This window comes from Nocardia sp. NBC_01009 (assembly GCF_045208035.1).
In the GTDB taxonomy this organism is placed as follows: domain Bacteria; phylum Actinomycetota; class Actinomycetes; order Mycobacteriales; family Mycobacteriaceae; genus Nocardia.
Genome location: NZ_CP108695.1, coordinates 2,960,565 through 2,975,160, shown reverse-complemented (window position 1 = coordinate 2,975,160; position 14,596 = coordinate 2,960,565). Strand labels below are relative to the sequence as shown.

Annotated in this window: 10 protein-coding genes and 1 pseudogene; 3 read left to right on the top strand and 8 right to left on the bottom strand. The window is 66.6% G+C overall.

Annotated elements, in window-relative coordinates:
• Nucleotides 1-9: 9 nt before the first annotated feature.
• Genes OHA42_RS13110 through OHA42_RS13085 form a run of 6 tightly spaced genes read right to left on the bottom strand, consistent with a single transcriptional unit; the run spans nt 10 to nt 9,627 of the window.
• On the bottom strand, nt 10-1,002 hold the full coding sequence (locus tag OHA42_RS13110) for a ScbA/BarX family gamma-butyrolactone biosynthesis protein (RefSeq protein ID WP_406237103.1): 993 nt from the start codon (nt 1,000-1,002) through the stop codon (nt 10-12).
• The gene (locus OHA42_RS13105) at nt 999-1,955 is read right to left on the bottom strand and encodes a nucleoside-diphosphate kinase (protein ID WP_406237101.1); all 957 of its coding nucleotides are present in this window, start codon (nt 1,953-1,955) and stop codon (nt 999-1,001) included. The genes OHA42_RS13110 and OHA42_RS13105 overlap by 4 nt, the downstream gene beginning before the upstream one ends.
• Nucleotides 1,952-3,082 carry an SDR family oxidoreductase gene (locus tag OHA42_RS13100; RefSeq protein WP_406237099.1) on the bottom strand — a complete coding sequence of 377 codons (1,131 nt, stop codon included), beginning with the start codon at nt 3,080-3,082 and terminating at the stop codon, nt 1,952-1,954. The genes OHA42_RS13105 and OHA42_RS13100 overlap by 4 nt, the downstream gene beginning before the upstream one ends.
• On the bottom strand, nt 3,079-3,345 hold the full coding sequence (locus OHA42_RS13095; RefSeq protein WP_406237097.1) for an acyl carrier protein: 267 nt from the start codon (nt 3,343-3,345) through the stop codon (nt 3,079-3,081). Before OHA42_RS13095 ends, OHA42_RS13100 begins: the two co-directional genes overlap by 4 nt.
• Complete coding sequence (locus OHA42_RS13090) at nt 3,342-6,911, bottom strand: AMP-binding protein (protein WP_406237095.1); 3,570 nt, start codon at nt 6,909-6,911, stop codon at nt 3,342-3,344. Before OHA42_RS13090 ends, OHA42_RS13095 begins: the two co-directional genes overlap by 4 nt.
• On the bottom strand, nt 6,901-9,627 hold the full coding sequence (locus OHA42_RS13085) for a phosphoenolpyruvate synthase (protein WP_406237093.1): 2,727 nt from the start codon (nt 9,625-9,627) through the stop codon (nt 6,901-6,903). The genes OHA42_RS13090 and OHA42_RS13085 overlap by 11 nt, the downstream gene beginning before the upstream one ends.
• Before the next feature lie 218 nt (nt 9,628-9,845).
• On the opposite strand from OHA42_RS13085, the gene OHA42_RS13080 reads away from it, so the two are divergent.
• The 3 genes from OHA42_RS13080 (at nt 9,846) to OHA42_RS13070 (ending at nt 12,384) form a co-directional block, all read left to right on the top strand.
• Nucleotides 9,846-10,556, top strand: a complete 711-nt coding sequence (locus OHA42_RS13080) for an ESX secretion-associated protein EspG (protein ID WP_406237091.1) — start codon at nt 9,846-9,848, stop codon at nt 10,554-10,556.
• Nucleotides 10,557-10,639: 83 nt separating this feature from the next.
• The gene (locus OHA42_RS13075) at nt 10,640-11,014 is read left to right on the top strand and encodes a hypothetical protein (protein WP_406237089.1); all 375 of its coding nucleotides are present in this window, start codon (nt 10,640-10,642) and stop codon (nt 11,012-11,014) included.
• The gene (locus tag OHA42_RS13070) at nt 11,011-12,384 is read left to right on the top strand and encodes a hypothetical protein (RefSeq protein ID WP_406237087.1); all 1,374 of its coding nucleotides are present in this window, start codon (nt 11,011-11,013) and stop codon (nt 12,382-12,384) included. The genes OHA42_RS13075 and OHA42_RS13070 overlap by 4 nt, the downstream gene beginning before the upstream one ends.
• Nucleotides 12,385-12,401: 17 nt before the next feature.
• Here OHA42_RS13070 and OHA42_RS13065 read toward each other — a convergent pair.
• Together OHA42_RS13065 and OHA42_RS13060 are read right to left on the bottom strand one after the other, a co-directional pair.
• A pseudogene (locus OHA42_RS13065) lies at nt 12,402-12,949 on the bottom strand (helix-turn-helix domain-containing protein); the annotation flags it as partial.
• Between the two features lie 34 nt (nt 12,950-12,983).
• Nucleotides 12,984-14,492, bottom strand: coding sequence for an MFS transporter (locus OHA42_RS13060; RefSeq protein WP_406237085.1), 1,509 nt, complete (start codon nt 14,490-14,492; stop codon nt 12,984-12,986).
• Nucleotides 14,493-14,596: the final 104 nt, after the last annotated feature.

Sequence of the window (14,596 nt, the reverse complement as noted above, 5' to 3'; positions counted from 1 at the left end):
TCCTGTCCATCAGACGATTACCGAGTCCGCTTCGGCCTCGGGATCCAGTGTGTCCTGCGCGAATTCGAGATCGACTTGGGCCGCGACCGCACCGGCCTGGTGGATCTCGCAGTGGATCACCACGGTGCCCGCACCCTGTTCGACGAATTCCGCCACGCATTCGGCTGGCAGGTCGAGTTCGACGAATCGATCGAAAGTACTTGCTACACAATCCAACCGCGGCAGTTCGTCGACGATCATCGATAGTGCGGTCTGGCGGCACGCTTCGATGAGCAGACTGCCGGGGACATGGTCGAGCTGATGATCGAACAAGAACGGGTGGCCGAGGTCGGCGACCAGCACGGCCCGCGCGGTTGCGCCGTCCCGGCGCGGTGGACCGATGACGACGTTGTGCCAGTTCTCCCGGCCCACCGCGGCGGGCACGGCGCGCTCGGTCAGTGCCGAAGCGCCGTGGAAAGGTCCGAGCCCCAGACTGTCCCGGAACGCGGAGCGCAGGCCCGACCACTGTCGCGAGGTGACCCAGGAGAAGGAACCGTCGACGGTCAGCATCGGCTCGCCCGCACACTCGATATCCAGCACCATGTCGAGGCCGTGCAGCACGCCACCGCGGCGATGCTGCTGTGGCACCCGTACCCGCATCACGAGGTCGGCGGGCGCGGTGCGGACTTCCCAGGCCGGGGTATCGGAGGCGGTGCCGTTGAAAGTCCTGACGACGAACGCCATTTCGGGCGGCACACCGTAGAACTCGTGGGTCAGCGCGATCGCCGCCTGCCTGGCTGCCTCCATCACCAGCAGCGGATCGTGTCGCATCGCGAGCGAACCGTGGTGGTCGCCGTAGTAGGCGTGCATTCTCGGTAGCTGTGCGCCCGCGACGAACTCGTCCGGTGCCGCGGTATCCAGCGAGGTCACGAAGACCTCGGAGACCGCGCAGCGATGAGCTAGTTCGCGGGAGATGGTGCGGACGTGGCTTGCTGCCCGTACCGGTGCTGCGTCTGTGGTCACGATCGACCCTCCAACCAATCTGTCGCGGACACGGGCCGCAAGGTCTGCGGCTGAGTGCCGGTCCGCATGGGAAGTACGTATGAGCCGAGCACGATCACCGACCACGGATCCAGGTCCTGGTCGGCGGCCCATGCCGAGTACAGCAATTGCGCGCAGCCCGTGTCGGATTCGAGGTCGAGCTCGGGCGGGAGCGTGAAACCTGGGCGGTCGAGATCGCTCAACAGTCGTGCCAGTGCGTCGGCACGATCGAAGCTGCGGGCAGGAGCGTGGGTGTACAGGTCATGAGCGATCGCGACGGCATCGGCCGAGCGGTCGACACCCGTGTCTGCCTGCGCGATCACCGCCGCCCGCGTCCGCTCGTCGAAGTAGATGGCGAGCTCGCGCAGCACATCGGCGGGATCGTCCGGCGAGTGCACAAGATTGAGCAGATAGTTGTGCCTGCCGAGCAGATACCGCAATTCGCCGGGCCGGCGTTTGCGTGGATCGGTCGCGCCTTTGGCCTCGGTGAGCCGCACCGAGACCGGCAGCTCCCCGTCGGGACCGTGCACCACCAGGACAAGCACATCCGAGATGCCGACCAGCAGATCGGCAAGCCGCCTGCGTTCGGGTGAGGCGATATTCCATGCGAAGTACCACAGTGCACGGGCCAGATGTCGATCTACCGGAACGCGGTAGGCGCCGACCACACGAAAACCGTTGTCGGCCAGCCATTGCAGCGTCGGTTCGACGGCGCGGGCGACGATCGCATCGGGTTTGAGCAGCAGCAGCGAATGTTGCATGGCAAATTTCGCCGCGTCGACACCCAACCGGTCGAGCTGGTCGACCGACTCCTGCACGTAGGTGTCGTCGAGGTAGACACCGGCTTTCTCCGCCGACGGTGTCGAACCCGCCAGCAGCTCGCGCAGCGAATCGCCGACGATCCCGTCACGCCCACCCGGTGATCCACTGCTCATCGCCCGCCTCCGAAGTCGTTGCTCGCCAATACATCTTCGATCGATGGCAGCGGAACGCCCAGGTATCCCGATTCCAGGCAGTAGTCGAGTAGGAGACGCAGGTAGTCCTTGCCGCTCGGTGGCGACGGCTTGCCCAGTAGTACCTCGGCATGGGCGGTGTCGAATATCAGACGCCGCTGGAAGTAACTGGTGTAGAGCGAGCCGATGCGCCGGTAGTACTCCCGTTCTACCGGGTCCAGGTCGTCCTCGGCAAAGGTCGCTTCCGGCACGAACGTGGCCACCTCGAAGGAGGGATATTCGGCGAGCACATCCGATACCTCGCGCAACGACAAAGTGTCTCGGCCGAGCGCGTGGAAGGTGCGGCCGTGCGCGGAGTCGAAATCCAGGACGGCCGCGGCGATGACGTCGGCGACGTGATCCACCGGGGCCAGCGACAAGGTCGCGTCGTAGCGGCCCGGCAGTGCCCGGAGTTTGCCTTCCACCATGAGTTTCACGACGGTGTAGAGGTTCTTGTATTCGCGGATCGCGCCCGAGTCGCCGATGCCGGTCACGATGCCGGGCCGTACGATCGCCCAGCGCAGGCCATGCTCACCTGCCGCGTGCACCAACTGTTCGGCGCGAAACTTGCTGTCCTCGTACCCATTCCCGAACGACTGGCCCGCATCCAGCTCGTCCTCGGTGACCACGCCGCCGCGCCGTCCGCACACATACGCGGTGCTGACGTGCACAAGCGGAACATCCCACTGCCTGGCCAGCGCGATGGCGTGCACGGTGCCGCGCACATTCAGTTCCTCGTAATCGGCATCTCGCGCGTCGAACGCGGTGGTCGCCGCACAGTGCACGATGGCGCCGACGCGCTCGGCCAGGTCGGCGGTGTCGCGCTCCGACATGCCGAAACCGCGTGCCCGAATATCGCCCGCCACCGGCGTGCCCGCCTCCAGCACTGTGCCGTCGTTACGGACAATGCTCGAATTGCTGTGCAGCACAGCAGCCACCGGTCGGCCGGCGGCGGCCAGCCGCGCCACGACTTCGGCGCCGACCAATCCGGTCGCGCCGGTGACCAGCACGGTGTCGCGCGCGCTCGTGATCGCACCGCGCTGCCGGTCAGCCCTGGCCTGCTCGCTCATGATGGGCCGCCTTCAGCCAGCGTCCCCGAGACGAGGGCGATCACTTGCCCGACGCGACGCACACCGATCAATTGCTCCGGGCGATAGCGCGGCAGGTCGAAGGAGCGCTCCAGCACCACCGTGAGTTCCATCAGGCGCAGAGAATCGAAGCCGAGGTCTTCGACCAGCCGCTTCTCGTCGTCGGTCGCCGATGGTCGCGGCGCCATCGCGAGGACGAGGCGGCGGACCTGCTCGGCGATCGCGGTATCGGCTACAGCGGTCATGCCGACTCTCCTTCCCGTAGATGAGGCTGGTGGCCACCAGAGGTCAGCAGATCGCGGGCCTCGTCGAGCGGCAGGTCGGTGTTCAGGTAACCGGCCAGGCGCAGCCAGTCGTAACCGATCGCCAGGGTCCGACGCCATTGCTCGCGCGAATCGAACGAGGCGGGGAAACCGGTCGCGGACTCCGAGCCGCCGGCGATCCGCCGCACCAGGGCGACGAAATCGTCGAGGACCGCAAGACCGGCGCTGATGTCACCGCTCGTGCGAAGGATGTCCGAGAAGCACACCTGCTGCACCGATTTCAGCTGTGTCAGTAGCTCATCGCGACCCGACGCGTGCGAGGGAAGTATGCGCAGCACGGTTTCGACGGGTGCCACGTCGGCGGGCAGTGGATGAATACCGAAGGCGGACAGCACGACCCGAACAGCCATCGCGATCAGACGGTGGGCGGCTATGTCGGCGACCGCGCCCTGGGAGTTCTTCACCGCACCGGCCAGGTCCTCCCTGGCATTCTCCAGAACGATGTTGGACCACACCAGATTCAGTGCGCATTCGGTGAATCTGGTCGCCGGCAGTGCAGAAAGGGTGACGATCGGATCGTCTCCCGCGGCTCCGGTCACGCCGAGCGCAGGGGCGCTCATACTCGGCACCGGCGTGTAGTGCTGCACCGGCTTGCACATTGCCAAGGCGGGTTCGATGAGTTCGCCGCCGCGCCATTGCAATCCGACGAAACCGAGCCGGACGAACTCGGACAGCTCGGTGGCGATGTCCGACTGGGCGCGGGCGAGCACGTCACGCACCGAATGCCGGAACACCACCGACCGCCAGGCCCGTGCAGCCGGGTCCGAGAGCACGAAGACATCCCGATCGTCGCGCACGACATGCACGCGCCCACCGATCGTCCAGGTGGTGACGCGGGGGCGGCGCGCGAACAAGATCTGATGCGGATCGTCCGCCACCGCGGGCACGCCGAGTGCGGCGGCCAGTTCCCACACCTTTTGCCAGGTCAGCTGTTCGGCCGCTGCTCCGGCTTGCGCGTCGCCGGGCCGATCGGCTTCAGCTACGGACACGGGGACGGCATGGTGCTCAGCTCCAGAACCCGGTTCCGCGTCGCCGACCTTCCGCGCCTGGTCGTCGAACGCCCAGGCGGCGGGATCACTGGTGTCCCGGTAGCGATCGATGAGGTCGTCGCGCCCGATCCGGTCCAGCTGCTGCGGCAGCCATTTGGTCTCCAGATAGCTTTCGCCGTGCCGCGCCGCCCACCCCTTCATCGCCTGCAAAAGACCATCGCGCGCCCAACCACCCGCTTCGGCGTGCGCTCCCAGCGCGCGCAGTGCGACCGCGAATCGCAATGCCTGCGTGGCCCGCGCGGTCCACCAGTGCGCCATCAGCTCCGTGAAGCCGGAATAGGGCAGCAGCGAGCGCAATTCGGCTACCTCGGGAGTGCCCGACCGGACCACGGTCGCCCGCAGGAATCGCTGACACCGGTTGAGCAGGTCCTCGTCGAGTTCTGTGGGGTTTCCCGCCGCCGCGACCTGCGCCAACTGTCTGCACAGCTGTGCCTGCGACCGGGTGCGCACCTCGACTCGACGCCCATCGATGAACAGCACTGTCGGCAGTGTCGGCATCTCCTCGTCGCCGGGCGCGAGGACGAGGAAGTCCACATCGGATCCCTCGTTGCCGAACCCCTCGGCCAGCGAACCTTCGAACAGCACCGTCGAATCCCGCGGTACCACTATGGTTTCCAAGGCTCGCTCGAGCAGCTGGCGGACCCGCTCCGCAGCCAGCGTGGGCTCCGGTGCGATGTCCTGAGCGGCGCGGCCAGCGCCGGCTTCGATGTTGTCTGCCCCGCCGGCGCCGGTGGTGCCGTCTGTCTCGTGGGCGATGGCGCCGTCGAGGACTCCATCGCGAAACAGCTGCCACATATGGCGGCGGCGCGGTTTGCCGCTGGAAGTGCGGCGAATGGTGCCGCGCGGTCCGGTGACGATGGTGACGGACTGCGCGGGGCCGAGCTCACCGCGAATAATGCTGCGAGCCTCGGAGATCCAGTCACCCGGCGCAGATTCGGCGAACAAGGCGATGCCCTGCGCACCCGCCTCGGTGATGGTGACCGCGGCAAGTTTGCCTTTGGTGATCCCGGTCTCCTGAGCGACCCGGGATTCGATGTCCTCCATGAACACCGAGCGACCGCGCACCTTCAGGCTCGAGCCCATCCGGCCGAGCACGAAAACTTCACCGCGATACAGGAATCCCGCGTCACCGGTGTAGAGCCTGCCGTCGGTGATCCGGGTGGACGAACCCGCTGCGGGCTCGCTGGAATCCGTCACCGAATACCCGAGCGCCACCGAATCGCCGACCACGACCATCTCGCCCAGGGTGCCGTCGGGGAGCTCGCGACCGTCCTCGTCGACCACCGTGACCGTCGACTCCGGCGTCGAATAGCCCAGGCCGGTAATCCATCCCGCGCCTTCGACCCGACGGGTGTCGTCGAGCAGTTGCTCGTCCAGGATCGTGATCCTGGACCCGAAGCGCAGACTCGGGTTGTCGAGGCGCAGCGCGGTGACAGGGCGGTTGCGTGCCGACGAGGTCACCATCAGCGTTGCCTCCGCGAGCCCATAGGCCAGCGTGTACGCCTTGGTCGAGAAACCTTGTTTGCCGGCGAGATTCGCAAACGACTGTAGATCGGCGGCCTCGACGGGTTCGGAGCCGACGGCGAGCGTGCGCCAGCCGGAGAGGTCGAGCTCGGCGATGTCCTCCTGCGGCACCCGATGCGCTACATAGCCGAGCGCGAACGAGGGTGACGACGAGTGCTGGGCATGGGTCATCGCACGCAGCCACCGCACCGGGTCGCGGACGAACTGGTCGGGTCGCATCAGGTACAGATCACCCTGATTGGTCACGGCAGTGAGGAAGGCGCCGACCAGGCCCATGTCGTGATAGAGCGGCAGCCACGAGACCACGGCCTCCCCAGGCCGCCAGTCGACGAGGGTGGAGATCATCGCGATGTTGTTGGCCAGGTTCTGCCAGCTGACGCGCACGCCGCGCGGTGTGCCGGTGGAGCCGGAGGTGAATTGCAGCAGCGCGCACTCGTCCGGCTCGCCGAACTCACGCGCCGCGGGTGGCGGCCCCAGGGTCTGAGCGTTGATCACCAGTGGCTCGTCGGTGCGGCCCGCTTCGATCGCCGCCCTGCGGACGAGTTGCTCGAACTCCGTCGAGGTCACCACCAGTCGCGGGCGGGCCTGCGCCAGGATCGCCGCGATGTGGGCGACGATCTGGTCGAGGTCGCCGAACATCGGCGGCGCGACCGGCGTGAAGACCCCGCCGCAGGCCCACACGGCGTAGAACGCTGCGGCACAAGGGAATCCGGTCGGCATGATCACACACGCGCCGTCGCCGCTGCCCATGCCTTGCGCCCGCATCAGGGTGGCGATGGACCAGGTCGTGTCAGCGAGGTCGCGATAGCTGCGATAGGTCCAGCCGTCGGCCTCGTCGGCCAGGTATACCCCGGCGTCCGCCGCGGGCTCGGCAAGCCAATTACGCACTGCCGCAACATATTTGTTATGCTCCATCGCGGAAGTCTCCTTCGGACAGCACGGTAACCGTCCCATTGGTTCCATCGACCCGAATCCGCATACTGGACCGTATCTTTTTCGTGAGGTCCTTGACCTGTACCACGGTGGGGACTCCTAATTCACGCGCCACGATCGCGACGTGCGTGAGGGGGCTGCCGCGCTCGATCACCAGCGCCGACGCCGAAGGCAGCGCAGCCACCCAGCCGGGGTCGGTTCGATAGGCCACCAGGATGCCGCCTGCGACGTCGCGTGGCTCGTCGACGACGATAGCCGTACCCTCGACAATTCCCGACGCCGACGGCGTTCCGGGCAGCACTGTTCCGACCGTTGCGGCCGGAGTGTCGGTGACCGGCACCCAGCCCTGAGCCGCAAGCTCGACCCGCCCGAAGGTCGGACCCGCTGTGACGAAGCGAGCCGGCGCGACCAACTCACCGTCCCTGGCGCGCTGAGCTTTTCGCGTCGCCACCAGATCGCGCAGCGTCTTGGTCTGCGCGCCTTCATAGCAGCCGCGCAATTCCTGCACGGTCAGGAAGAACACGTCGCCGAACTCGTCGATGACCTCGCGCTCGACCAGGTCGCGGCCCATCACCCGGATCATCCGCTTCACCATCCCGAAGGCTCGCGTCCGGCAGAAGCGCAGCCGTTCGCGGTGCGCGGCGCAACGATTCACCTTGGCGCGCAACCGTTCATAGATCCGACGGCGCAAGCCGTGCAGGTGCGCGTCGAGATATTCGTCGGCCTCGGCGCTGCGGCTGTGCTGTGCGGCGTCTCCTACCCGCCCGATGGCGCTGCGCAGCATGACGAACAGGCTGGCCGGGTCTTCCCGCAGATCGGGCGTCTCCAGTTTCAGCTCGTCGAGACTGCGATAGCCGTAGCGATCGATATAGGCATCGACGCGGGCCAGGAATTCGGTGCGCTCCGATCCGCGCAGTGCCGGGTAGATCTGTTCCGGCGGAGTCGAATTGACCAATGCCACGAGTTCCGGCTCGGCGCGCACGAACTGGGCCAGCTCGGTCATCGCGCGCGCGGGCTCGGCCGATTCGACATCGGCACCCGGGCCCACCACGGCATACAGGAACCACTCCGGCGCCTTGGGCAGCAGCAGTTTCGTCAGCAGGAACATCAATCCGGTGCAGGTCAGCAGGATCGCGTCCAGCACCATCAGCGGGCCCCAGCGCTGCACCAGGTCACGGTCGACGGTGCGGTAGGACGCGTAGGCCTGTTCGCCGGACAGGGTCGTGTAGTCCATGGCGTCGTATTCGTCGTAGACGCGATAGAACTCGGTCAGGAATTGCTCGACCATATCGTCGATTCCCCACAGCCGCCGCAGATAGGTCACCGTGGTGACGGTCCTGGAGCGAAGCCGGGCGAATTGCGTTCGGAAAGTGAACGGCCGCAGCGTCTTCGCGAGCTCGTCGGCGAGCGGTTCGTCGACGCCGAGCGCCGCCTCCAGCACCTTCCTGTTCAACGGGTAGCCGGGCGCGATGCCCACCATCCGGTACCAGTGCAGGAGGTTGTAGTAGACGCGGCCGTGAAAGTAGCCCAGCAGCACCGGAGTCCAGCGATCGGTCTGGCGCAACTGCTCATCGGGCACCCGCAACGATTTCGCGTAACCGTGATAGACCCGGCCGTAGATGTCGGCCGCCGTGGTGAACGTCAACGGCGAGGTGATGCCGCTGAAACTCTCGATGATGTTGGAGTTGTCCCAGATCCGCTGCTCGTCGTCTTCGAGGACCTCACCGGCGCCGCGCAACAGCGCGTCACCGGATCGGGAGGTGTCGCGCACGGCGGTGGTGATCGGTCGTGTCTGCAGCAACCAGAGCCCGCCGTCGTCGATCGCCCACTCGACGTCCTGCGGCGCGCCGAGGTCGGCCTCCAGCTTGCGCCCCAGTTCGACGACCTCGAGGAGCTCGGCATCCGACAGCGCGGCACGGCTGCGACGCTCCTGATCCACCTCATCGACCGCGACGCCCTGGTCACCGGCGGGTGTGTAGGACCGCTCCTTGTCCCCCAGCACCGTTTCCAGCACCGCGCCGGAGGATTTGTCGACGATTACCGAGTCGGCGTCCACCGCGCCCGATACGAGGCCTTCACCGAGCCCGTAGACCGCACTGATCACCAACTCCTCCGCCGTCCCGGTGATCGGGTTCGCGGTGAACATCACGCCGCTGGTCCGCGCGGAGATCAATCGCTGGAGGACGACGGCAGGAGCGCCGGTAGGCGGCAGCTCATGTGCGAAGGCGTAGCGGATGGACCGCTCGGAGAACGCCGACGCCCAGCACGCCCGCACCCGGGATGTCACCGCGTCGAGGCCGTTCACGTTCAGGAACGAGTCGAATTGGCCCGCGTAAGAGTGGCCGGGGCCGTCTTCAGCGGCCACCGAGGAGCGCACGGCGATCGAGCCGCCGTCGAGCCGGTCGTAGGCGTCGGTGATCAACGCGAGGACCGTCGGCGGCAGCGCGGCGGCGGCGACCTGTGTGCGCAGCGCTGCCCCCGCCGCCAACGCCGTTTCCAGGTCGTCGATGGCGAGAAAAGCCGTCAGCTCCTCGGTGAGGTCGCCCGCGTGCAGCACCTGCTCGAACGCGTCGATACCCAGCACGACCCATTCCGGTACGCGGAAACCACTGGTGTGCAAGCTGTGCAATCCGCGCGCTTTACCTCCCGCTAGCGCGGCGATCGTCGCTGTATCGGTCCACGGTCCAAGTACCTGCAAGGTGTCTCCCATCGCCCCCTCGGGACCGGGCAGGAGCCGGATGCTCCGGCACAAGGCACGCCGAACAAACAAAGGGGACTGTTTGGATATATCCGAGAATTCACCTCGACGTTAGCCCGCAATCCTGCGGGCTCGCTTGCCGACGAGTTGGTCGCAATCCTCGACTCGCCGCTAAGCTTCAGGCTGATTCGGTGGGTTCGGTGAGGATGTGAGTCTGCGTGGGTTGGACATTCACCCCGGATGAGTTCGCTCATGTCTGGCAGGAAACCAAGGTAGATCGCCATCCCTACCCCATCCGGATCCTCGAGACACCGCGCACGGAGCGTGACGCCGATGCGTTGCGCGCGCAGCTGGACGAGCGACTGCCGCCCGGCAGCGATCCGGACCTGACCGCATGTCTGCGGATCCTGGCCCAACCGCACACGCGGATAGTGGCTATCGGCGGGGCGCACCGCCCCGGCACCGAGATCCGATTGTTGGCGGGTGCGATCTTCGACCATGCCGTGCTCGCTCTGCAGGAGCCGGGCACCAGCCCGGATTTCGGTGGCCGAGTGCGCATCTCGATCGGGCACAGCGCCAAACTCGGCGCCAGGATCGCAGCGCTGCTGCCGAAGACCCCGCCGGGACGGGAACCGGCCAGAGCCGCACCTGCCGACACCATCCGCGACGAAGAGATAGTCGCGCGCCGACCGGCCGCGCCGCCGATCCGCAGGCTGTTGCTGAAGCCGCACACCGCGGAGGGACACATCCGGATCGAGGCACGGCTGGATCGGGCGGAACCGGCGCCCCCGATCCACTACACCTGGATCGATGTCGAAGGCGATGGGCGCTACCTGATCAAGGCGGGTTCGACCGTGCATGTTGTGCCCGCTTCGGCCGAGCAACTCGCCGCTCAGCTGCAGAAACGCGTTCCAGCGCAGGCCGGATGACTAGCGCCGCCGGGTAACTATTACTGACCGGAGACTTGGCTTCCGGTTAGTCTGGGTCGGACCGACCGATCTCAGGGGTGCGCATGACGATCGAGACCAGCCGAGCCGAAATCGCCCGGTTCAAGCAGCAGGCGCAGGCAGGAACAGTCAAGTTCGATCCGGCCGCGGCACGGCGCTGTGCCGAGATGTACGACCAGCAGGCCGATCGACTGATCTATCTGCAACAACGCCTCGAAACCGCGTCCGAAGCACAGGGCTTCGGCGGGTTCGTCTCCGCTCAGCAGCTCCAGGCCGGTTTCAGCCACAAGGCCCGCGACGCCGCCGCACTACTCGACAATTACATCGAGGCCGCCTACCGGATGAAGGAGGCGTTCCTGATCAGCGGCGGACTGCTCGAGGAGGCCGACGCCGCGAATGCCGCCGCGTTGCGGGCCATCGAAACGAGGGTGCCGCGGTGAACGGGAACGACCCCGACTACATCAGCTCGATGGAGCATTTCGAGTCGATGCGGCACGAGGAGATCTACGCCAAGACTCAGCAAATCGACGCCGCGCAGATCCTGAGTGCCTCGGCCGCCTGGCTGGAAGTGGCAGGCACACTTGCTACTTCGTTCCCGCTGACCCGCGCGAGCTCGGATCGCGTGATGAACTCCATGGAGTGGGAGGGCGCCACGGCCGACGCGGCATACGCCAGTGCCCGCAGCTACGCCGAGTCGGTGGACGAGCTCGCCGCCATCATGGGCCAGGTGGGCGCGCGGCTGGGTGGGGTCGCCGCGGCCGCCGAGGCAGTGAAGATTGCCGTGGTTCCCCCCGGCAGCTCGGGCCCGATCGGCGCGATCGCGAAACTGCTGGAGGCCGGCGGCATTATCGACGCACAGATGGCGGCGGAGACACTGCGCCAGGAAGCCGTCCTCGCGATGAACATGGTGTACAAACCGGCCTACAACGTGGCAGGCACCGGCGTTCCTGCCCTTCCCGAACCCCCACAGCTGCCCGGCGAGATAGCACCGCGGCCGAGCAGCCCACGACAGATCACACCGGAATACTCCGAACCCCCACTGCCGCAACAGGATCAGCAGTCGGCCACCCCGGTTCCATCCACCCCCGCCCCGATACCACCCGGCACCACTGTGCCCCCGGCTGCGCCGCCGACACCGGAACAGCAAGCCCCCCAGCCCGTTCCGACACCACCGTCCACCCCGACACCATCGACGCCGGCTGCTCCAGCACCGTCGACGCCTGCACCTGCGCCCGACCCGCAGCAAACCCCCAGCCCCACGCCGGAGCCGACCCCTCCGCCGACCCAGCAAACCCCGCCGCCCACACCAGCACCGGCTCCACAGCCGGAATCACCCTCTCCCGCACCGGAGCCCATTCCATCGACGCAGCAAGCACCGGAACCACCACCGGCCCCACAGCCCGAACCATCGGTCCCCACAGTCGAACCAACTCCGCAACCTGCTCCGCCGACACAACAAGCACCACCACCAGCCCCACAACCCGAACCACCGGTCCCCACAGTCGAACCAACTCCGCAACCTGCTCCGCCGACACAACAAGCACCACCACCGGAGCCGCCGCCGGCCCCACAGCCGGAACCATCAGCTCCTACACCCATACCTGCCCCGCAGACACAACAAGCACCACCACCGGAGCCACCCCCCGCCGCCCCGCAACCGGAACCACCGGCCCCCCAGCCGGGAGAACCCACTCCCCCACTTGTCGACCCCGGCGGCCAGCCCGGCGTCACCGGCCCCATCACAGAAGACCAAGACCAGTCACCTTCGACCACCAACCAGCCCGGCGTCATCCCCACACCCCACAAGTAGGCCACCGAGAGCACTCGCCGCTTGTAGTCGTGGGTCTGTCTCGCCCGGCCCTTCGACCATCGGCAGCGACGGCTGGGTGCGGTCCAATGCCTGCACCGAGGACTTCTCGGCCGCGCCCAGCACGATCGCCTTCTCGGGCGGATTCAGATACAGCCCGACGACATCGACCAGTTTCTCCTCGAAGCGCATCGTTGGACAGCTTGAACGTGTCCACCCGATGCGGTTTCAGTCCCCGCGCGTGCCACACCAGTTGCACCGTGGACTTCGACACCCCCGCTGCGTCGGCCTTTGTTCTACAGCCCCAATGGGTTTCACTCTTGGATCGGTAGTTCAGTGTCAGATCGAGGATCTCGTCGATCTTGGACTGCGGGATCGACGGTTTGCGGCCACGACCCTTGCGGACCTGCCCCAACTTCGTCAAACCCTCCTCGGCGAACCGCTCACGCCAGCTCTTCACCGACAACGGCGACACCGACAACGCCACGGCGATCGCCGTGTTGGCCACGCCGTCGGCCGCCATCAGCAGCGCCTTCGCCCGCACGACCTCCTGTTGCGCACCCGACTGCTACCGAGCCAACGACTACAGGCGCACCACTAGTTCAGGACCTCGGCGTCGCGACGGGCACGACCACAGGGGGCACGACCACGGCTGACGTCGGCTTGCGGCGGCGCAACAGGACGATCGTCGTCACGGCAGCGACGGTCGCGATCGCCGACGCCGTGGTGGTGGCGGCGTCGAGTCCGGTCGCGAACGCAGCCCGGACGACGCCACCGTCGTGGGCCTCCGTAATCGCCAGCGCGGCATGACCGCTGGTGAGCTGGTCTATCGTGGTTGAGACGTTGCTGACTTTGTGCTCCAGGGAATGCCCTACCGCTACTCGGAAGACACTGCCGAGAATTGCAATCCCCAATGCGTAGCCCAGTTGACGGAAAGCGCTCACGGCACCGGCGGCCATCCCGCCCCGCTCCGGCGGCACGGCGGCCATCGCCGCCGCCGTGACGCTCGGCAGGGCCATCCCGACGCCTACCCCGGTGATCGCGAAACCGGGTATGAGCGCGACCCAACCCGATCCCGCAGTAAGTACCGCCTGGCTCAACGTCCCGACACCGACCAACAACAGCCCGACGCCGATGGTCCACCGGGGCGAGAACCCGTGCAGGAAACGTCCGGTAAGCCAGGAGGCCACGAACGCCAGGCCGCTGATCGGGAGGATCACCAGACCGGCGCCGATCGCGCTCAACCCTTGTACCGTCTGCAGCCACAGCGAGGTGTAGAGCAGGTAGGCAAAGGCCGTCCCGGACATCACCAGCGAGGCGATCATGACCCCGGCAAAGGTCGGGTCACGGAACAGACGCAGATCCAAGATGGGATGTTGGCTCCGAATCTCGACTATGACGAAGACGAGCAGAGCGGCCGCCCCAGCGGCGAGCATTCCCACAGTCGTTGAAGCGGTCCATCCGACCTCACCCGCCTTGGTCAGCGCGGTGGTCACCACTGCGGCGACCACCGCAAACGACACGACCCCCGGCACGTCGATTCGCCGCGCCGCCGAACTGCGCGACTCAGCCACGACCCGCAGCGTCAGTACTACCGCCACTATGCAGACCGGCAGATTCACCAGGAAGATGCACCGCCAGCCGAACTGCTGCGTCACCAGCCCGCCCAAAATCGGGCCGACCCCGGCCGCAGCGCCATTGACCGCACCCCAGACCCCGAACGCCACCGCCCGATCGCGGCCCTCGTATGAGGCGTTCACCAGTGCCACCGTGGTCGCGAACATCATCGCTGCGCCCGCCCCCTGAATCGCTCGCGCGACGATGAGTGTCACCGCGTCCGGGGCCAGACCACAGATCAGTGACGCGAGCGCGAATACCACCAGCCCGGTCACGTATACCTTGCGGCGTCCCACCAGATCCGCGAGGGCGCCCGCCCCCATCAGCAGCGCCGCCAGCACCAGCGCATATATGTCCATCACCCATTGCAGCGACGAAAACGACGACGCCAACCCCGTCGACATTTCCGGCAATGCCACCGTCACGATGTTGACGTCCACCAGCAGCATGAACGCCCCGAGGCACACGGCCGTCAGCGGTAACCACTTGCCCATCTCGATCCTTTCGATCACTCGTATAGACCAGGCAACGATCACGGATGATCTGCGAGATAGCCACATACTCAGGTCATTTTTCAAACTTCTCGACATAAACTAGC

Excerpts from the sequence above, each read along its gene's own strand:
- OHA42_RS13105 (WP_406237101.1), bottom strand. The coding sequence starts at position 1,955 with ATGAGCAGTGGATCACCGGGTGGGCGTGACGGGATCGTCGGCGATTCG.
- OHA42_RS13095 (WP_406237097.1), bottom strand. The coding sequence starts at position 3,345 with ATGACCGCTGTAGCCGATACCGCGATCGCCGAGCAGGTCCGCCGCCTC.
- OHA42_RS13100 (WP_406237099.1), bottom strand. The coding sequence starts at position 3,082 with ATGAGCGAGCAGGCCAGGGCTGACCGGCAGCGCGGTGCGATCACGAGC.
- OHA42_RS13090 (WP_406237095.1), bottom strand. The coding sequence starts at position 6,911 with ATGGAGCATAACAAATATGTTGCGGCAGTGCGTAATTGGCTTGCCGAG.
- OHA42_RS13075 (WP_406237089.1), top strand. The coding sequence starts at position 10,640 with ATGACGATCGAGACCAGCCGAGCCGAAATCGCCCGGTTCAAGCAGCAG.
- OHA42_RS13060 (WP_406237085.1), bottom strand. The coding sequence starts at position 14,492 with ATGGGCAAGTGGTTACCGCTGACGGCCGTGTGCCTCGGGGCGTTCATG.